The 18819-nt window shown below is 72.2% G+C and carries 17 protein-coding genes, 3 tRNA genes and 1 other RNA gene; 11 read left to right on the top strand and 10 right to left on the bottom strand.

Going from position 1 to position 18819, the window contains the following annotated elements; genetic code table 11:
* Positions 1–67: 67 nt before the first annotated feature.
* Both CRM73_RS10505 and aceE read right to left on the bottom strand, forming a co-directional pair.
* Positions 68–1342 (bottom strand): helix-turn-helix domain-containing protein, encoded by a 1275-nt coding sequence (locus CRM73_RS10505; RefSeq protein ID WP_229587633.1) that lies wholly within the window; start codon positions 1340–1342, stop codon positions 68–70.
* Positions 1343–1452: 110 nt separating this feature from the next.
* Positions 1453–4191 carry a pyruvate dehydrogenase (acetyl-transferring), homodimeric type gene (aceE, locus tag CRM73_RS10500; protein ID WP_035929960.1) on the bottom strand — a complete coding sequence of 913 codons (2739 nt, stop codon included), beginning with the start codon at positions 4189–4191 and terminating at the stop codon, positions 1453–1455.
* 454 nt (positions 4192–4645) lie between these two features.
* On the opposite strand from aceE, the gene CRM73_RS10495 reads away from it, so the two are divergent.
* The 4 genes from CRM73_RS10495 to CRM73_RS10480 all read left to right on the top strand — a co-directional run bounded on the left by CRM73_RS10495 (position 4646) and on the right by CRM73_RS10480 (position 6696).
* A complete protein-coding gene (locus CRM73_RS10495; RefSeq protein ID WP_017833737.1) occupies positions 4646–5062 on the top strand; it encodes a DUF3052 domain-containing protein in 417 nt (138 codons plus the stop codon).
* A gap of 35 nt (positions 5063–5097) precedes the next feature.
* Positions 5098–5556, top strand: coding sequence for a peroxiredoxin (locus tag CRM73_RS10490; RefSeq protein WP_176337497.1), 459 nt, complete (start codon positions 5098–5100; stop codon positions 5554–5556).
* Between the two features lie 31 nt (positions 5557–5587).
* The gene (locus tag CRM73_RS10485) at positions 5588–6490 is read left to right on the top strand and encodes an NAD-dependent protein deacetylase (RefSeq protein WP_229587631.1); all 903 of its coding nucleotides are present in this window, start codon (positions 5588–5590) and stop codon (positions 6488–6490) included.
* A gap of 130 nt (positions 6491–6620) precedes the next feature.
* Positions 6621–6696: transfer RNA gene (locus CRM73_RS10480), tRNA-Val, on the top strand.
* Positions 6697–6738: 42 nt separating this feature from the next.
* Here the strand turns inward: CRM73_RS10480 and CRM73_RS10475 are convergent.
* The gene (locus CRM73_RS10475) at positions 6739–7035 is read right to left on the bottom strand and encodes a hypothetical protein (protein WP_229587629.1); all 297 of its coding nucleotides are present in this window, start codon (positions 7033–7035) and stop codon (positions 6739–6741) included.
* A gap of 218 nt (positions 7036–7253) precedes the next feature.
* Between CRM73_RS10475 and gndA the strand changes: the two genes are divergently transcribed.
* Positions 7254–8711, top strand: coding sequence for an NADP-dependent phosphogluconate dehydrogenase (gndA, locus tag CRM73_RS10470; RefSeq protein ID WP_229587627.1), 1458 nt, complete (start codon positions 7254–7256; stop codon positions 8709–8711).
* Positions 8712–8784: 73 nt separating this feature from the next.
* On the opposite strand, the gene epsC is transcribed toward gndA, so the two are convergent.
* From epsC to msrA, 3 genes are all read right to left on the bottom strand, one after another.
* The gene (epsC, locus tag CRM73_RS10465) at positions 8785–9369 is read right to left on the bottom strand and encodes a serine O-acetyltransferase EpsC (protein ID WP_017833732.1); all 585 of its coding nucleotides are present in this window, start codon (positions 9367–9369) and stop codon (positions 8785–8787) included.
* A 158-nt stretch (positions 9370–9527) separates the two neighbouring features.
* Positions 9528–10463: a cysteine synthase A gene (cysK, locus tag CRM73_RS10460; RefSeq protein WP_017833731.1), complete on the bottom strand. Its 936-nt coding sequence runs from the start codon at positions 10461–10463 to the stop codon at positions 9528–9530.
* 137 nt (positions 10464–10600) lie between these two features.
* On the bottom strand, positions 10601–11197 hold the full coding sequence (gene msrA / locus CRM73_RS10455) for a peptide-methionine (S)-S-oxide reductase MsrA (protein WP_017833730.1): 597 nt from the start codon (positions 11195–11197) through the stop codon (positions 10601–10603).
* A gap of 104 nt (positions 11198–11301) precedes the next feature.
* Between msrA and CRM73_RS10450 the strand changes: the two genes are divergently transcribed.
* Together CRM73_RS10450 and CRM73_RS10445 are read left to right on the top strand one after the other, a co-directional pair.
* Positions 11302–12261 carry a Nif3-like dinuclear metal center hexameric protein gene (locus tag CRM73_RS10450; protein ID WP_017833729.1) on the top strand — a complete coding sequence of 320 codons (960 nt, stop codon included), beginning with the start codon at positions 11302–11304 and terminating at the stop codon, positions 12259–12261.
* Positions 12258–12992 carry a zinc ribbon domain-containing protein gene (locus tag CRM73_RS10445; protein WP_017833728.1) on the top strand — a complete coding sequence of 245 codons (735 nt, stop codon included), beginning with the start codon at positions 12258–12260 and terminating at the stop codon, positions 12990–12992. The genes CRM73_RS10450 and CRM73_RS10445 overlap by 4 nt, the downstream gene beginning before the upstream one ends.
* A 48-nt stretch (positions 12993–13040) precedes the next feature.
* Here the strand turns inward: CRM73_RS10445 and rnpB are convergent.
* Positions 13041–13434: RNase P RNA component class A (gene rnpB / locus CRM73_RS10440), an RNA gene on the bottom strand.
* A 69-nt stretch (positions 13435–13503) separates the two neighbouring features.
* Between rnpB and CRM73_RS10435 the strand changes: the two genes are divergently transcribed.
* A complete protein-coding gene (locus CRM73_RS10435) occupies positions 13504–14277 on the top strand; it encodes a YaaA family protein (RefSeq protein WP_186374906.1) in 774 nt (257 codons plus the stop codon).
* 31 nt (positions 14278–14308) lie between these two features.
* On the opposite strand, the gene def is transcribed toward CRM73_RS10435, so the two are convergent.
* From def to orn, 3 genes are all read right to left on the bottom strand, one after another.
* Positions 14309–14881, bottom strand: coding sequence for a peptide deformylase (gene def, locus CRM73_RS10430; RefSeq protein WP_017833726.1), 573 nt, complete (start codon positions 14879–14881; stop codon positions 14309–14311).
* A 98-nt stretch (positions 14882–14979) separates the two neighbouring features.
* Positions 14980–15053: transfer RNA gene (locus CRM73_RS10425), tRNA-His, on the bottom strand.
* Between the two features lie 130 nt (positions 15054–15183).
* A complete protein-coding gene (orn, locus tag CRM73_RS10420; RefSeq protein WP_229587625.1) occupies positions 15184–15801 on the bottom strand; it encodes an oligoribonuclease in 618 nt (205 codons plus the stop codon).
* Positions 15802–15957: 156 nt separating this feature from the next.
* Here orn and mptB point away from each other — a divergent pair, with 156 nt between their 5' ends.
* The 3 genes from mptB to CRM73_RS10405 all read left to right on the top strand — a co-directional run bounded on the left by mptB (position 15958) and on the right by CRM73_RS10405 (position 18634).
* The gene (gene mptB, locus CRM73_RS10415; RefSeq protein WP_370658537.1) at positions 15958–17529 is read left to right on the top strand and encodes a polyprenol phosphomannose-dependent alpha 1,6 mannosyltransferase MptB; all 1572 of its coding nucleotides are present in this window, start codon (positions 15958–15960) and stop codon (positions 17527–17529) included.
* 73 nt (positions 17530–17602) lie between these two features.
* Positions 17603–17675 (top strand) — tRNA-Arg (locus CRM73_RS10410).
* Between the two features lie 728 nt (positions 17676–18403).
* Positions 18404–18634, top strand: a complete 231-nt coding sequence (locus tag CRM73_RS10405; RefSeq protein ID WP_035929886.1) for a hypothetical protein — start codon at positions 18404–18406, stop codon at positions 18632–18634.
* Positions 18635–18819 lie beyond the last annotated feature (185 nt).

The following is an 18819-nucleotide window of genomic DNA, read 5'->3' as shown; positions in this document are numbered from 1 at the left end:
CGCAAGGATGGGCCCCCGCGCGGTGGCCCGGAGGCCACCAAGCCCGGCGGCGGTGTTTGTAGGGATGCTACAAGACGGGTCCCACGGCGGGGGTGGAGGTGTCGATGGGGGCGCACGAGTCCGCGAGCCGGCCCGCCACGAGGGCGCAGTGCAGCACGAACGCGTCGCGGGGGACCAGGGGGTCCCAGCCGGTGAGGTCGCTGATCCGGCGCAGCCGGTAGCGCACCGTGTTGGCGTGCACGAACAGCTCCCGGGCGGTGGCCTCGAGGGAGTGGCCGACGGAGACGTAGGCGGACAGGGTCTCCACGAGCCCGGTCGCGGAGCGCGTCAGCGGGCGGTAGACCGACTCGACCATCGCCGTGCGCGCGCTCTCGTCCCCGGCCATGGCCCGCTCCGGCCACAGGTCCTCGGAGTGCACCGGGCGGGGCGCCGCGGGCCAGGCCGGCGCCACGGACAGGGCGGCGTGGGCGAGCTGGGCGGCGCGTCCCGCCGCGAAGACCGTGGGGGACTCCGGGCCGTAGGCCACCGGTCCCGGCCCGAACGCGGCGGCGAGCTTCTCGAGGGCGAGGTCCCGGTCGGACAGCCCTCCGAGGATGAGCACGAGCCGGTCGCCCTGGATGGAGACGAGGGAGTCCTGCGCGTGGCGGCCGGCGAGCCTGCGCAGCCGGGCCACGGTGGACGGGCCGGCGCCCTCGGGCGCGGAGCCCGTGAGCACGGTGACCGGGCCCGTCGAGGTCCAGCCCAGGGCCGCGACGCGGGAGCGCAGCGCGTCGGAGTGCTCCCCCCGGAGGATCCCGTCGACCACGAGGGACTCCAGCCGGGCGTCCCACGACCCGCGGTTCTCGGCGGCGCGGGCGTAGACGTCCGCGGCGGCGAAGGCGATCTCCCGCGAGTAGCGCAGCACGGCCTCCCGCAGCGCGGCCTCGTCGTGGTGCTTGGCGAGCTCCGGGACCTTCTCCTCCACGACGTCCACGACGATCCGCAGCAGCTGCAGGGCGTGCTGGAGGGAGATGGAGCGGGTCAGGTCCGTGGGGGCGCCCCGGAAGACCTGGGTGAGCACCCACAGGGGCTCCTCCGGGTCCTCGTACCAGCGCACGAACGAGGAGATGCCCCGCTGGGCCACGAGGCCCAGCTCGGAGCGCTCGTCGGCGCGCAGCTCCTCGAACCAGCCGAGGTCCGTCTCGAGCCGGCGGGTCGCGACCGTGGAGATCGCGCCCAGGTTGGCCTTGAGGTTCTCGAGCGTCCTGGGGTGGGGAGGGGCGACGGGACGGTGCCGGTCGGTGGACCGTCTGCGCGAGGGGCGCAGCCAGCGTGTCGTGGTGTTCCCGTCCTGTCCAGCCATGCCTCCGAGCTTAGAGCACCGGATCGCCGCCCCGGGCCCGGGACGACGACGGCGCCCCGCCCACCCGGACGCGGGTGGGCGGGGCGCCGTGGTGCACCGGAGGGCTCGGCTCAGGCGTCGCCGCCGGCGTTGCCGGAGGTGCCGGCGGTGACGTCCTTGAGCGAGTACTTCTCGATCGCCTCGCCGGGAGCGCGCCAGTCGACCTCGCCGCGCTTGGCGAGCATCTCCAGGGCGCGGACCACCATCGAGTGGGAGTCGATCTTGAAGAACCGGCGGGCGCCGGCGCGGGTGTCCGAGAAGCCGAAGCTGTCGGCGCCCAGGGACGCGAACTCGTTCGGGACGAACTGGCGGATCTTGTCCGGCAGGTCCGCGCTGAAGTCCGAGACGGCCACGACCGGGCCCGTGGCCCCGGCCAGCTGCTGGGCCACGAACGGGGTCCGCGTCCCGTCGCCGGGGTTGAGGAACGCCTCCTTCTCGGCGGCCAGGCCGTCGCGGCGCAGCTCGACCCACGAGGTCACCGACCACACGTCGGCGGAGACGCCCCAGTCCTCGGCGAGCAGCTTCTGCGCCTCGAGCGCCCACGGCACGGCCACGCCGGAGGCGAGCAGCTGCGCCCGGGGCCCCTCGTTCTCGGCGGGCTTGAGCAGGTAGATGCCCTTGAGGATGCCCTCGACGTCGACGTCCTCCGGCTCGGCCGGCTGCTGGTACGGCTCGTTGTAGACCGTCACGTAGTACATGACGTTGTGGTCCTCGTCGCCCGTGCCGTACATGTGCTCGAGGCCGCGCCGGACGATGTGGGCGATCTCGTAGCCGTACGCGGGGTCGTAGTGGATGACCGCCGGGTTGGTCGCGGCCAGCAGCGGCGAGTGGCCGTCGGCGTGCTGGAGGCCCTCGCCGGTGAGCGTGGTGCGCCCGGCGGTGGCCCCGATGATGAACCCGCGGGTCATCTGGTCGGCGGCGGCCCAGAAGGAGTCGCCGGTGCGCTGGAAGCCGAACATCGAGTAGAAGATGTAGACCGGCACCATGGGCTCGCCGTGGGTGGCGTAGGCGGTGCCCGCGGCGGTGAACGCCGCCACGGAGCCGGCCTCGTTGATCCCCGCGTGCAAAATCTGGCCCTGCGGGGACTCCTTGTAGGCCAGCATCAGCTCGCGGTCCACGGAGAGGTAGTTCTGCCCGTTGGGGTTGTAGATCTTCGCCGTGGGGAAGAACGAGTCCATGCCGAAGGTGCGGGCCTCGTCGGGGACGATGGGCACGATCCGGTGGCCGAACTCCTTCTCCCGCAGGAGGTCCTTCAGGATGCGCACGAAGGCCATGGTGGTGGCGGCCATCTGCTTGCCGGAGCCCTTCTTCGCGGACTTGTACGCGGCGTCCGTGGGCAGCGTGATCTCCTGCTGCTCGTGCGGGCGGTCGGGGACGAAGCCGCCGAGCTCCTTGCGGCGCTCCAGCAGGTACTTGACCTCCGGCGAGTCCTTGCCGGGGTGGTAGTAGGGCGCGCCGTAGAGGTCGCTCTCCAGCTCCTCGTCCGAGATGGGGATGCGCAGGTGGTCGCGGAAGGCCTTGAGGTCCTCCAGGGTCAGCTTCTTCATCTGGTGGGTCGCGTTGCGCGCCTCGAAGTGGCTGCCCAGGCCGTAGCCCTTCACGCCCTGCGCCAGGATCACGGTCGGCTGGCCCTCGTGCTCGGTCGCGGCCTTGTAGGCGGCGTAGACCTTGTGGTAGTCGTGGGCGCCGCGCTTGAGCTCCCAGATCTCGTCGTCGGTCATGTCCGCGACGAGCTCCTTGGTGGCCGGGGACTTGCCGAAGAAGTGGTCGCGGATGAACCCGCCGGACTCGGCCTTGTAGGTCTGGAAGTCGCCGTCGAGGGTCTCGTTCATGATCCGGACGAGCTCGCCGTCCTCGTCCTTGGCGAGCAGCTCGTCCCACTCGCGGCCCCACAGCACCTTGACCACGTTCCAGCCGGCGCCGCGGAAGAAGGCCTCGAGCTCCTGGACGATCTTGCCGTTGCCGCGCACCGGCCCGTCCAGGCGCTGCAGGTTGCAGTTGACGACGAACGTGAGGTTGTCGAGCTTGTCGTTGGCGGCCAGCTGCAGCAGACCGCGCGACTCCGGCTCGTCCATCTCGCCGTCGCCCAGGAACGCCCACACGTGCTGCTCGGAGGTGTCCTTGATCCCGCGGTTGTGCAGGTAGCGGTTGAACTGCGCCTGGTAGATGGCGTTCATCGGGCCGATGCCCATGGACACGGTCGGGAACTGCCAGAAGTCGGGCATGGAGCGGGGATGCGGGTAGGAGGGAAGCCCGTTCGGGGCCTTCGTCTTCTCCTGCCGGAACCCGTCCAGCTGCTCCTCGGTGAGCCGGCCCTCGAGATAGGCGCGCGCGTAGTTGCCGGGGGCCGAGTGGCCCTGCCAGAACACCTGGTCGCCGCCGCCGGGGTGCTCCGGGCCGCGGAAGAAGTGGTTGAGGCCCACCTCGTAGAGGGTCGCCACACCGGCGTAGGAGGAGATGTGACCGCCCACGCCGATCTCCGGGCGCTGGGCCCGGTGCACCATCACGGCGGCGTTCCAGCGCAGGAACGCACGGTAGCGCCGCTCGATCTCCTCGTCGCCCGGGAACTCCGGCTCCTGGTCCACCGGGATCGAGTTCACGTAGTCCGTGGTGGTGACCATCGGCACGCCCACGCTCTTCGCACCGGCGTGCTGGAGGAGGGCGCGCATGATGTACTGCGCCCGTTCCGTGCCCTGCGTCTCGATCAGGCCCTCGAAGGACTCGATCCACTCCCGGGTCTCCTCGGTGTCGGAGTCCTTCAGGTTGTTGGTCAAGCCACTGAGGATGTGGTGGTTGCTGGATGAAGGCACGTTCAACCTCTCTTCGTCGAGTTGCCCGACGGATCCCGGGCGGGTGCGCGCGCGAGGGCGCGGCCGGGACGTCCGACAGTCTCAAAAATACCCGTTGCCCGTGCCGTTGTCCGAACGCCACCCGGAACGGGCGGACGTCCGGGAACCGGGCCCGTCGTGCGGATCGCGCCGCCGGGGCCGCCTCGGGCGTACGGGGTGTCTGTGGGGACCATGCTTCCACACCCGGGGCGGGCCGTCACACGGCGTGCCAGCCCACGCGTCACCCCCATGATTCGGAGGCGCTCACCGTGCGGGAGCTTGAAAGAGTCCCTGATCCGGTGTTGTCTGGACGGTGAAGCCGGTATCCGGCCCGCCACCGTGCCCCCGCGGTCCGCCGACGGGCAGGCGGAGCCCAGCACCGGTACGCAGTGCGTGGTCGTCGTTCGTCGGCCCGATCCCAGAAGGAGCAAGAACAGTGAGCGAGGCCAAGACCACCGCGGGTGACGCGGTAGTCCAGCTCGGTTTCAAGGATGGCGACTACATCCAGGAGTTCGGATACGACGAGGACGTCGACCTCGACCTGAGGGACGGCATCGAGGAAGTGATCGGGTCGGACCTGCTGGACGAGGACGACCAGGAGGTCGTCGACGCGGTGCTCCTCTGGTTCCGCGAGGGTGACGGTGATCTCGTCGACACGCTGGTGGACGTCACCACCACCCTGGACGAGGGCGGCGTGGTGTGGGTGCTGACCCCCAAGGCGGGCCGCGACGGCTACGTGCCGCCCGCGGAGGTCCAGGAGGCCGCGCCCACGGCGGGGCTGCACGTGACCACGACCGCCCGCGTCAGCGCGGACTGGGCCGCGACCCGGCTCATGCCCAAGCGCAACGTCTGACCGGGCGTCCCGGACCCCAGCGGAGGAGACCACGCATGCTCGAGATCGGCGCGCCCGCCCCGGACTTCACCCTCAAGAACCAGTTCGGCGAGCCGGTGACCCTGAGCGCCCTCCGCGGCCGCCCCGTGGCGATCGTGTTCTACCCGTTCGCGTTCTCCGGGGTCTGCACCGGCGAGCTGTGCCGGCTCCAGGACAGCCTCTCCGTGTTCGACGACGCCGGGGTGAAGCTGCTCGCGGTGTCCGTGGACTCGAAGTACACGCTGCGGGCGTTCGCGCGGGAGGAGTCCTTCGACTTCGACCTGCTGTCCGACTTCTGGCCCCACGGGGAGGTGGCCCAGCGCTACGGGGTGTTCGACCCGGTGGCCGGTCTGGCGGAGCGGGCCACCTTCGTGTTGGACGCGCAGGGCGTCGTCGTCGACGCCTTCCGGTCGGAGCGCGGCACGCCGCGGGAGCTCGAGGCCTACCGCACCGCCCTCACCAGGCTGCACGGCTGAGCCCGGCCGGCCCGGTCCCTCGCGAGCAGCGATGCCCACCGTCCGCGCCGGCTACGGCGCCCCCGTGCACCCCGACCAGTTCCCGGACCCCGACGCCGCCGGGCTCGAGGCGGGCCTGGCCGGGGCGGCCGCGCTGCTGGGCGGGCGGCGGACCGCCGTCCTGACGGGCGCGGGCATCAGCACGGAGTCCGGGATCCCGGACTACCGCGGCCCCGGCTCCACTCCTCGCACCCCCATGACCTTCGACGAGTTCATGGGCAGCGCGGCCATGCGCAGCCACTACTGGGCGCGCAACCAGTACGGGTGGCGCCACCTGGCGCGGGCCCGGCCCAACGCCGGGCACGCGGCCCTGGCCCGGCTCGAGGAGTCGGGGTCCGTCACGGGCGTGGTCACCCAGAACATCGACCGCCTGCACCAGGCCGCGGGGTCCCTCAACGTCGTGGACCTGCACGGGCGCTACACGCAGGTCGGGTGCATGCGCTGCGCCACCCGCATCCCCCGGGCGGTGCTCTCCGACCTGTTCGACGAGCTCAACCCCGGCTTCTACGACTCGATCTCGTCCCCGGACGACATCGACTTCGCCCCGGACGCGGATGCGGTGGTGCCGCACACGGCCGGGTTCCGGGTGCCGGACTGCCCGGTCTGCGGCGGGGTCCTGAAGCCCGACGTCGTGTTCTTCGGGGAGAACGCGCCCCGGCACCGGGTGCTGCGCGCGCTGCGCATGGTGGACGCCGCCGACGCCCTGCTGGTCGTGGGCTCGTCCCTGACCGTGAACTCGGGGCGCCGCTTCGTCCGGTACGCGGTGCGCGCCGACGTGCCGGTGGTGATCGTCAACCACGGGCGCACCCGGGGGGACGCCGCGGCGCGGCTGAAGGTCGACGCGTCCGCGACCGCCTTCCTGGTGGGGCTCGAGCAGCGACTCGCCCGGCCGTAGGGCGGACATCGAATATGTCGAACGTCACGCCGGGCGCAGCCCGCACCCGGTCGGCACCGGTGCGCCCCGGCGGGTAGCCTGTTCGGGAACCGGGTGCCGGCGGTTGCGAAAACCGCCCACCCGGTTGTCAGGGTCTTTAGCTCAGCTGGTAGAGCGCCACGCTTACACCGTGGATGTCATCGGTTCGATCCCGGTAGGACCCACCACGAGCCGGTCGCGGCGCACGCGGTGGCCGGTGCGGAGCACGACTAGCGGAAGTACACCGATACTCTCTTCTTGTCCTTGAGCAGGGTGCAGACGACCACCATGCTGCCGTTGCGATCTGCCTTCCGGGCCTTCTTCACGTAGGAGGAGGCCGTGCCCCCGCACAGCTGGGCCGCCTTCTCGCTGGCCCGGGCGATCGTCGCCTCGTTGAGCTCCTCCTTGGCGCCCACGACCACGTCGACCTTGCCGTCGGCGGCCGCCGCGGCGGGTGCGAACCCTGCGCCCGCCCACAGCGTGGCGCAGGCCACGGCCCCGATCATCGTCCTCTTCCACGCGTCCATGCCAAGCCCCCCGGATCTCGTGCTCCACCACCAATGTAGGAGCCCCGGCGGGGGGATTGGCGATTGTGACGCAGGTTCTTCCGAGCACTTCTCCGCCGGGCCTCCGGTCCGGACTCCGCCCCGGCCCCCGCCTCGGCGATCGCGCCGTGACCCCGGCGGGCCGCGGCAACAAGTGCGCACCGGACGGAGCGCCCTCCCGGAGTTTGTAGGCTGGGGGCATGGCAGCAGAACAGAAAGCTCAGATCGGGGTCACCGGCCTCGCGGTCATGGGCGCGAACCTCGCCCGCAACTTCGCCCGGCACGGTTACACCGTCGCCCTCCACAACCGCTCCGTCGAGAAGACCGACGCCCTGCTCGACGCCCACGGCGACGAGGGGACGTTCCTCCGCACGGAGACCCTCCAGGAACTCGTGGACGCCCTCGAGACCCCCCGCCGCATCCTCGTGATGGTCAAGGCCGGCGCCCCCGTGGACGCCGTCATCGAGCAGCTCGTGCCGCTGCTCGAGAAGGACGACATCATCATCGACGGCGGCAACTCCTACTTCCAGGACACCCGGCGCCGCGAGCGCGAGCTCGCCGAGAAGGGCCTGGACTTTGTGGGCATCGGCGTCTCGGGCGGTGAGGAGGGCGCCCTGCTCGGGCCCTCCATCATGCCCGGCGGACCCCGCAAGTCCTACGACTCCCTCGGCCCCCTCCTCGAGGACATCGCCGCCAAGGCGGAGGACGGCACGCCGTGCTGCGCCTGGATCGACACGGACGGCGCCGGCCACTTCGTGAAGATGGTGCACAACGGCATCGAGTACGCCGACATGCAGGTCATCGGCGAGGCGCACGAGCTGCTGCGCTCCGTCGCCGGGCTCGAGCCGGCCGAGCAGGCCGACGTCTTCGAGCAGTGGAACCGCACCGAGCTGGCCTCCTACCTCATCGAGATCACCGCGCACGTGCTGCGCCAGGTCGACGCCCGCACGGACCAGCCCCTCATCGACGTGATCGTGGACGCCGCGGGGCAGAAGGGCACCGGCCGCTGGACCGTCCAGGAGGCCCTCGAGCTCGGCTCCCCGGTCACCGCGATCGCCGAGTCCGTCTTCGCCCGGGCCCTGTCCTCCGCCGAGCCGGAGATGCGCCTCGAGGCGCAGCGCGTGCTGCCCGCCGGCATCGGCGGCACCACCGAGGACGTCGTGCACGACCCCGAGTTCGTGGAGGACGTGCGCAAGGCCCTCTACGCCTCGAAGCTGGTCAGCTACGCCCAGGGACTCGACATGCTCACCATGGCCGGCCGGGAGTACGGCTGGGACCTGGACCTCGCGACCATCGCGGGCCTGTGGCGGGAGGGCTGCATCATCCGGGCGGAGCTGCTCGAGGTCATCATGGAGGCGTACAAGGGGGACAAGCAGCCGCTGAACCTGCTCTTCGCCCCGGAGTTCGTCGCCGCCGTCGAGGAGGCCCTGCCGTCCTGGCGTCGCGTCGTGGCCCGGGCCGTGGAGCGCGGCATCCCCGCGCCGGTGTTCGCCACCACGCTGAACTACTACGACTCGCTGCGCCGGCCCCGGCTCAACGCGGCCCTGACGCAGGGGCTGCGCGACTTCTTCGGCGCCCACACCTACCGGCGCACCGACGACGCCGAGGGCACCTACCACACCCTGTGGAGCGGGGACCGCTCCGAGGTCGTCTCCTGACCCGGACCCCGCACGACGCCGGCCGGCCGTCCCCGTCCCGGGGGCGGCCGGCCGGCGTCGCAGCGGGGCAGGGTCAGATCCACATCGCAGGGTCGATGTAGCTGGAGGGGTCCACGAGGGGCTGCTGCTTCTCGGGGGTCCGCGGGCGGACCTTGCCGGGGATCCCGGTCACGATCGAGTCCTCCGGCACGTCCTTGACCACCACGGCGTTGGCGCCCACGGCGGAGTCGGCGCCGATCTCCACGGGGCCCAGGATCTTCGCCCCGGCGCCGATCACCACGCGGTCGCCCACGGTGGGGTGCCGCTTGACCTTCTCCAGGGAGCGCCCGCCCAGGGTCACCCCGTGGTAGATCATCACGTCCTCGCCGATCTCCGCGGTCTCCCCGATGACCACGCCCATGCCGTGGTCGATGAAGAAGCGGCGCCCGATGGTCGCCCCCGGGTGGATCTCGACGCCCGTGAGGAAGCGGCCGAGCTGGGAGACCGTGCGGGCCAGCAGCCGCCGGTCGGGGTGCTGCCACAGCCGGTGGGACAGGCGGTGGACCCAGATGGCGTGCAGACCCGAGTAGTTCAGGGCGATCTCCACCCTGGACCGCGCGGCCGGGTCGTGCGTCCGGGCCGTCTGCAGGTCCTCGGCGAGTCTGCTCCAAAAACTCACGGTCTTCCTCTGTTCTTCCGGGGGCGGGGGTCCTGGCCCGCCGGGACCGGCGGGACGTGCTGGGGCGCGGACGGGAACGATCCGCCCACCACCGGGAGCAACGTCACCGGCAGGCGGCGCTATTCCCGGCGGGGACGGGTCGTGGTCAGCGGCGCGGCTCAGCCCCGGATGTCCTCGTAGAGCAGGGTGGAGATGTAGCGCTCGCCGAAGTCGCACACGATGGCGACGATCAGCTTGTCCCGGTTCTCCTCCTTGGCCGCCTCCTGCAGGGCGGCCCACACGATGGCGCCCGAGGAGATCCCGCCGAGGATGCCCTCCTTGGTGCCCAGTTCGCGGGCGACCCGCACGGAGTCCTCGACCGTCACGTCGTAGACGTCGTCGTAGATCTCGCGGTCCAGGATGTCGGGGATGAAGTTCGCGCCGAGGCCCTGGATCTTGTGCGGACCGGCCTTGCCCTCGGTGAGCAGGGGCGAGTCGGCGGGCTCGACGACGACGAGGCGCACGTCCGGCTTCTGCTCGCGCAGGTAGCGGCCCGCGCCCGTGATGGTGCCTCCGGTGCCCACGCCGGAGATGAACACGTCGACCTGGCCGTCGGTGTCCTCCCAGATCTCCGGGCCCGTGGTCGCGTAGTGGATGGCCGGGTTGGCCTCGTTGGCGAACTGGCTGGCGAGAACCGCGTTGTCGGTCGTGTCGACGATCTCCTGGGCCTTCTCGACGGCGCCGCGCATGCCCTCCGCACCCGGGGTGAGCACGATCTGGGCGCCGTAGGCGCGGAGCATGACCCGGCGCTCCGTGGACATGGTCTCCGGCATGGTCAGGATGACCTTGTAGCCGCGGGCGGCGCCGACCATGGCCAGCGCGATGCCGGTGTTCCCGGAGGTGCCCTCGACGATCGTGCCGCCCGGCTTCAGCTGGCCGGACTTCTCGGCGGCGTCGATGATGGCCACGCCGATGCGGTCCTTGACGGAGTTGGCCGGGTTGTAGAACTCCAGCTTCACGGCGACGTTGCCGGGCAGGCCCTCGTCGAGCCGGTTGAGGTGGACGAGCGGGGTGCGGCCCACGATCTCGGTGACGTCGTTGTAGATCTTCGGCATGTGCGTACCTCGGTTTCTGCGTGGTCGGTTCTCTGTCGGATCTGGGTGCTGCTCGGGTCGTGCTGCGGCCGCCGGCGCTCTGGGGGGCCCGCGGCGGCGCGGTCCTAGCTCAGCCTAGCCAGGCCCCGCAAGCGCTACTACGCGGTAAGCCACGCGGAGTAACGTTTCCGGACCTTCGCCAGCTTGGGGTTGATGATCACCTGGCAGTAGCCGTTCCAGGGCTGCGCGGCGTAGAAGTCCTGGTGCTCGGGCTCCGCCTCCCAGAACGGGCCCAGCGGCTCCAGGGTCGTGACGATCGGCTGGTCCCACGCCGGCTGCGTGCGACGGATCGACTGCTCGAACAGCTCCCGCTGGGCCCCGTCGGCCCAGAACATGGCGGACCGGTACTGGGTGCCCACGTCGTAGCCCTGCCGGTTGAGAGTGGTCGGGTCGTGACCGGTGAAGAACAGGTCCAGGATCACGTCCGCCGGCACCACCGACGGGTCGAAGGTCACGGCGACCGCCTCCGCGTGGCCGGTGGTGCCCGTGCACACCGCGTAGTAGTCGGCGCGTCCGGGGTCGCCGCCGGTGTAGCCGGAGACCACGGAGGTGACGCCCCGGGTGATCCGGTAGACGGCGTCGAGGCACCAGAAGCACCCGCCCGCGAGCACGAACGTCTCGGTCGCGGCGGGGTCCGCCGCGGCGGGGCGGGGATCGGGGGCGGGGCGTGCGTCGTCGTGCGCGGAGAAGGCCATGACCCGTACAACACCGCGCGGCCCGCATCATTCCCGCACCAGCCCCAGGCGCCTCCGCGCCCGCCTCGGCGGCCGGCGCGGAACGGGCTCCTAGACTGGGGCGCATGAGCGAGCAGAGCACGTCCCCGCCCCGGCCCGCCCCCACCCTGTCGGAGGTGCTGCAGACCGTCGAGCGGCTGTGGCCGATGCACCTGCAGGAGCCCTGGGACGCCAGCGGGCTCGTCACCGGCCGCCCCGACCAGCCCGTGCGCCGGATCCTGTTCGCCGTGGACCCCGTGGCCGAGGTCGTCTCCGAGGCCGTGTCCACCGGCGCCGACCTGCTGGTCACCCACCACCCCCTGCTCCTGCGCGGCGTGACGTCCGTGGCCGCCGACGGCTTCAAGGGCGCCGTGGTGCACGAGCTCATCGAGCACCGGTGCGCCCTGCTCGCCTGCCACACCAACGCGGACTCCGCCCCGGACGGCGTCTCGGACGCCGTGGCACGGGCCGCCGGACTCACGACGACGACGCCCCTCGCGCCGCACCCCGCCGATCCGGCCGTGGGCATCGGGCGCGTGGGGGACCTGGCGCGGCCCGTGCGCCTGCGGGAGCTGGCCCGGCGCCTGGCCGACGCCGTGCCGCCCACCGCCCACGGGGTCCGGGTGGCCGGGGACCCCGACGCCCTCGTCCGGCGCGTCGCCGTGTGCGGGGGAGCCGGGGACTCGCTCTTCGACGAGGTGCGGTCCTCCGGGGCCGACGTCTACGTGACCGCGGACCTGCGCCACCACCCGGCGTCCGAGGCGCGCGAGGCCGCACTGGGCCCCGGCGCCGGCGGCACCCCGTACCTCGTGGACCTCTCCCACTTCGCGAGCGAGTGGCTGTGGCTGCCCGTGGGCGCCGCCGCGCTGCGGGAGGCGCTCGCGGCGCGCGGCCACGACGTCCAGGTCGACGTCTCCGAGCGGTGCTCCGACCCGTGGGACTTCCGCCTCGACCACCCCGGCCACGACGGGTCCGACCCCGTTCGCTCCGGCCACGACCGTTCCGCCCCCGACCCCGCCGCACCGACCGCAGGAGGACCCGCATGAGCACCGCCACGCCCGAGCAGCAACGAGCCCTGCTGGAGCTCGAGCGGGTGGACGCCCGGCTGCGCCGGATCGCCGCCCGGATCGCGGAGCTGCAGACCGACCCCGAGGTCGCCGCCGCGCTGCAGCTCCGGGCCCGGGCGATCGCCACCGCCAAGGAGCTCGGATCTGCCGAGCAGGACGTCCGGGACCGGCTGGCCGCCGCCGAGCAGAAGGTCGCCCGCGTCCAGGCCTCGATCGAGAAGGACCGTCGGCGCCTCGAGCAGGGCGGCTCCGCCAAGGACCTCATGGGCCTGCAGCACGAGATCGACACCCGCACCCGGCAGCTGGCCGAGGCGGAGGAGGCGGAGCTGGAGGTCATGCAGGAGCTCGAGGACGCCGTGGCGCACCGCGCCCGCATCACGCCGCGGCTCAAGGAGGCCGACGCGGAGGCCCGGCGCCGGGTCGAGGCCCGGGACGCGGAGGGCCGCGCCCTGACGGCCGAGCGGGACGAGCTGGCCGGCACGCGCCCCGCCGCCGCGGAGGGCGTGGGGCACCCCGGGCTGCTGGCACGGTACGAGAAGATCCGAACCGGGCGCGGCACCGACCGGCCGGCGGCCGCGGAGCTGCGGGGCACCGCGTGCGGGTCCTGCGGCACGGCGCTCAGCCCCACGGACGCCGCGACGTTCCGGGCTGCGGCGCCGGACGAGGTGCTCACGTGCCCCGAGTGCGGGGTTCTGCTCGTCCGCTCCTGAGGTTTCACGGTGCCGCTCGTGCACGGAGTGCGCGGTGCGGGGGAGCGGGGGACAGGCCGGCCTGTAAGCCGGGTTCTGTGCGCACGGCCGGTCGCCCGTGCCGTGCCGGTGACCATCCATCTAGGCCCACCGTTGCCGGTGGGCTCGAGCGGCCTACCCGGGTGCTCGGGCGAGCAGCCCTCGGACGCACCCTGTCTGGCCTTGCTCCGGATGGGGTTTACCGAGCCGCGCCGGTCACCCGGCGCGCTGGTGGTCTCTTACACCACCTTTTCACCCTGACCCGCCGCCCGGACGGACCGGGGACGGGCGGTCTGTTCTCTGTGGCACTTTCCTGCGGGTCTCCCCGAGTGGGCGTTGCCCACCATCCTGCTCTGCGGAGCCCGGACTTTCCTCGCGCCGCGACAGCCGGAGCTGCGCGGCCCGCGGTCACCCGGCCGACCTGTCCGAGGCCCATCCTACCCGCCGGTCTGGGGCGCCCGGACCGGCCCGCGGGGTCACTAGACTGCTGCGAGTGCTGATCCTCCTCCCTCCCTCCGAGACCAAGACCGCCCCCGGCGCCGGCGCCCCCGTGGACCCCGCCGTCCTGTCCTTCCCCGAGCTCACCGCCGCCCGGGAGCAGGTCCTCGCCGAGCTGGCCGCGACGAGCGCCCGAGAGGACGCGCTCGAGGTGCTGGGCGTGGGGGAGCGGCTGCGCGGCGAGGTCGAGCGCAACACCCGGCTGGGCGCCGAGCCGGCCGCACCGGCCCTGAGCGTCTACACCGGGGTGCTCTACGACGCCCTCGACCCGGCCGGGATGACCGGGGCGCAGCGGACCGCCGCGGCGGCCTCCCTCGTCGTCGTCTCGGCGCTGTGGGGCGCGGTGCGCCCCGACGACCGGATCCCGGCCTACCGCCTGTCCATGGGTGCCGAGCTGCCGGGGCTCGGCAGGCTCGCGGCGCACTGGAAGCACCACCTGCCCGCGGTGCTGGAGTCGGCGGCCGGGGACGGGCTCGTCGTGGACTGCCGGTCGGCCGCCTACGCGGCGGCGTGGCGCGGTCCCCGGGCCCGGACGGTGGGGGTGAAGGTGGTGCGGGAGCGGAACGGGAGGCGCCAGGTCGTCTCGCACATGGCCAAGCACACCCGCGGCCTGCTGGCCCGGCACCTCGTCGAGCGCGCCGCCGCCGGCGAACGCCTGGAGACGCCGCTGGACCTGCTCTCGGCGGCGCAGGAGCGCTGGCGGGCCGAGCTGACGGAGCCCACGGCCCGGTCGGCGGGCGAGCTCGTCGTCGTGCTGACGGAGGACTGAGCGGGCGCGCCGGGGCCGGTGCGCGGACGGATCAGTGGCCGAACGGGTCCTCGTCGACGCCGGGGGTCCAGGTGTGGCCGCCGCGGCCCCAGCCCTCGGCCTTGACCGCCTTCCGGGCCTTGCGGGACCACTTGTCGTTGAGCCGGTCCACGTAGAGCTTGCCGTCCAGGTGGTCGTACTCGTGCTGCATGACGCGGGCGAACCACCCGGTGGCCTCGAAGTCGACCGGACGGCCCTCCACGTCGAAGCCGGCGACCCGGACCCAGTCCGCCCGCTTCAGCGGCCAGCTGTAACCAGGCACGGAGAGGCAGCCCTCGGACTCCTCGTCCGGGTCCGGCGCCTCCTGGGAGATCTTCCCCGGCGTCAGCACGGGGTTGACGAGGACGCCGCGCGGCGCCACGTCGTCGTCGTTCTGGAACGTGTAGGTGAAGATCCGCAGCCCCACGCCGATCTGCGGGGCGGCGAGCCCCACGCCGTGGGCGGCGTCCATGGTCTCGTACATGTCCGCCACGAGGGCGCGCAGGTCCTCGTCGAACCGCGCCACCTTGGCGGCGGGGCGGTGGAGGACGGGATCGCCGGTGATCACCACGGGACGGACGGCCATGACGCACTTCCTTCGACTTGCCGGGGCCTGCGCCCCTTCGAACCGGTTCGGGAACGACGAAAGGCCGCCCCGAGTCAACGGGACGGCCTTTCACAGTGGGTGAGCGACGGGGGTTGAACCCGCGACCTCCTGGACCACAACCAGGCGCTCTGCCGAACTGAGCTACGCCCACCATGAACGCCCGCCGGAAGACCGTGCTTCCGCTGGGCAACGCATACGAGTGTACCGCATTCCCGGAGGGCTCCGGACCACGCCGGGACCCCCGCCCGTCCGGGCCGGGGTCCCGGCGCCGGACGGGGGACTCAGGCGCCCGTGCGGGACGCGGCGATCTCCGCGGCGATGCCCTTCGCGGTCTCCGAGTCCGGCCCCGGCTCGGCGGCGAACACGGCGCGGCGGTAGTACCGCAGCTCGTCGATCGAGTCCCGGATGTCGCCCAGGGCCCGGTGGTTGCCGGTCTTCGGCGGGGCCTGGAAGTAGGCGCGCGGGAACCACCGGCGGGAGAGCTCCTTGATGGTGGAGACGTCGATCACGCGGTAGTGCAGGTGCGCCACGAGCTCCGGCATGTCGCGCACCAGGAACGTGCGGTCCGTGCCCACCGAGTTCCCGCCCAGCGGGGCCTTGCCGGGCTCGGGCACCCACTCCTTGATGTAGGCGAGGACCTGCTCCTGCGCCTGCTCCATCGTCAGACCGGAGGGGAGCTCGTCGAGCAGCCTGGAGGAGGTGTGCATGTTCCGCACGAAGTCCCCCATCTGCGCCAGCGCCGCCTCGTCCGGGCGGATCACGACGTCGACGCCCTCCCCGAGGACGTTGAGCTCGTCGTCGGTGACGAGCGCCGCGACCTCGATCAGGGCGTCGTCCTCGATGGACAGCCCCGTCATCTCGCAGTCGATCCACACAATGCGTCCGTTCGAATTAGCCACCCGGACAATCTACCGTGCCGCCCCGACGCCGCCGGTCGCCGCCGGGGCCGGTCGGGGACTCCCCGAGGAGCCGGGGATAGGATCGGGGCGACCACGGGTCCGTGCTGCGCCCAGCCGGGGCGCCCGCAGCCACCGGACGGGCGCATCGGGAGAGCAGTGCAGACCACTTCGACGACGCCGGCGCCGGGCGAGGGACCCGACGGCGTCCGGCCGCCGGCGGATCCCGGGAGCTCGTGGTACGACTCCGACTCCCTCCTGCGGACGGTGCTCATGGGCACGCTCGGGTCGCTCATGCTCCTGGTCGGCTCCCTGGGCGTCGGCTGGCTCGCCTCCGTCTCCCCGCTGCGGCAGGCGCCGGTCATCATCGGCATGCGCTTCACGACCACCGGGGTGATCGTCTCCATCCTCCTGCTCGCCGTGGGCGGGATGCTCCTGATCCGCGAGTGGCTGCGCCTGGGGCAGAAGCTCAACACGTGGGGACCCGGCAGCGGCCGGTGGGTGCTCATCGCCATCGCGGCGTGGGCCGCCCCCATGCTCGTGACGATCCCCCTGTTCAGCCGGGACGTGTACTCCTACATCGGCCAGGGCCGGGTGATGGCCAGCGGGCTGAACCCCTACGAGCACGGCGTCTCCACGATCGACAACTTCTTCCAGCTCGGGGCCGACCAGATGTGGTCGGAGTCCCCGCCGCCCTACGGGCCGCTCTTCCTGTGGCTCGAGCAGTTCGTGGTGGCCGTCACCGGCGCGGACCCGGACGCCGGGGTGCTCTGGTTCCGGGGGATGTGCGTGCTCGCCGTGATCGCCTGCATGTGGCTGATCCCGCGGCTCGCGCGGCTGCACGGCATCAACCCGGCCCGGGCCCTGTGGCTCAGCGTGGCGAACCCCCTGTTCCTCACGAACTTCATCGTCTCCGTGCACAACGACGCCATCATGATCGCCCTCGCCCTCGGCGGCACCTACGCCGCCGCGGTGCACCGCAACTGGAAGGGCGGTCTGCTCGGGACCACGCTCGTCACGCTGTCCGTGGCGATCAAGCCCATCACCCTCGTCTTCCTGCCCTTCATCGGCCTGCTGTGGGCGGGCCGGAACGCGTCGTGGACCCGCCGCTTCGTCATCTGGTTCCTGGTCCTCGTCTACGCGGTCGCCCTGCTCGGGCTGATGGGGCTGCTCAACGGCTTCGGCTTCGGCTGGGTCTCCGCCATGTCCACCCCCGGCTCGGTGTCCATCTGGTACGCCCCGGTGGGTCTCGCCGGCGTGCTCGCCACCACCCTGGCCGCGGCCGTGGGCGCCGACGCGGGCCAGTGGCGGGAGGTGGTCCACACGGTGGGCCAGGCCCTCGCGGTGCCCGTCATCCTCTGGCTGATGTTCGTGGGCCGGGACGAGCGGATCATCCGCCGGCTGACCTGGGCGTTCGCCGCGATCGTGCTGTTCTCCCCGATGATCCAGGCCTGGTACGTGGTGTGGCTCATCCCGCTGTTCGCGGTCACGGGCATCCGCAGCGACTGGCAGGTCGACATCCTGTTCTTCCTCACCGTCTTCTTCATGATCTACGCGGTCTCCGACCAGCTGGACGTCTTCCCGTACCTGGACCTCGACCTCAGTTCCGGCCGGCTGATCGCGGCGGTCGTCGCCCTCTCCTACGGCGTGTACCTGTGGTTCATCGACCCGGCGACCCGGCGGCTCTTCCGCGGCCGCTACCAGCCCCCGGTGCAGAGCGCCGTGATCTGAGGAGCAAGTACGGCCCCCGCGAGTTGATAAACTCGAGCGCGATGCCCGCCCGGGATGCGGTCCCGGGCAGCACGCCCCAGTAGCTCAGTGGATAGAGCAGGAGCCTTCTAATCTCTTGGTCGGGGGTTCGACTCCCTCCTGGGGCACACGAGCGATCCCCGCCGTCCCGGGCCTCACGGTCCGTGGCGACGGGGATTTCGTCGTCTCCGACGCCAGATCCGACGGCAGATCCGACGGCACATCGTGCTGCGGTGCCCGGCGGGATCTCTCCGGTGGCGAGACGCACGGCCCTTGCGGGCAGGGCCGGCGGACCGGATGAGCGTGCCGGCGCCCGTTCGGTGGACCGGTACCTCCGAGCGGAGCGGAGGCGGGGTAGGCTGTGCGGTGGGCACGCAGATCTCGCCGTCTGTGTGTCCGCGGCTCGCTCGGTCTTACTGGACCGGGCGAGCCATCTTTCGTCGGTGGCGGCGCCGGCAGGTGCTGAGCGGCGTCCCGGCAGGCGCCCGGAGCCGGAGCACTTTCCCGCCACACCCCGGACGACCGGCCCGCCTGCGGCCCTCGGCGGGCACGGCCCGGCCGTCCCCCTCCCAGGCAGTCCTGCCGGTGCCTCTCCCCGAGCTACAACCCGCTCTGGATTGTTTGTGGTCGCGAAAGTGTGGACAAGCACCACCCCGTGAATTCGCATTCGTTAAGTAGCACATCGAGGGATGCAGTGATCCGGCCACCTGAGCTCCGCGCCAGGACGGACGAGGAGCCGGAGCAGCACCTCCGCGACGACCCCGGCGGCAGCCCGCCGGGACGGCCGCAGTTTCCGGACGGGGTGCCCGGGGCGGCCACGGACCACGCGTCCGGATCCGATTCAGGGGGAGGAACCATGAGCGTCACCATCATCAGGCAGTGGACCGGCCGGGGGGCCCGTTACTACCACTACGACACGGTGGAGGAGGCCACGGAGGACACCCGTGACTTCATCGCCCGCAACGTCGGCCCGGACATCGATCCGCAGCAGCTGGAGGCGATCACCCGGGGCGTCGTCGCGCTGCACTGCATGCACCTCGACTTCCGGGAGGACTGCATCGTGGTCGAGCCGGGGCACGCCGCCTAGTCGAACGGAACGCACGGGGTCGGCATCGAACCGGGCACGGCGCCGTGGCGCCGTGCCCGGGAGGCTGCGGGGGTCGTCGCACGCGAGGCCGACCGCCGCCTCCCGCCCGGGCGCCCGCACTGCACCGGCACCTGCCTGCCGTGGCGAGGTCGCGGCCGGCGCCCACGGCTGAGACCCGCTGTCGA

The organism is Kocuria sp. CCUG 69068, from assembly GCF_020833785.1.
GTDB lineage: Bacteria > Actinomycetota > Actinomycetes > Actinomycetales > Micrococcaceae > Kocuria > Kocuria rosea.
Note: the sequence above shows the minus strand (reverse complement) of the source record. Positions and strands in the feature narration are given on the sequence as shown.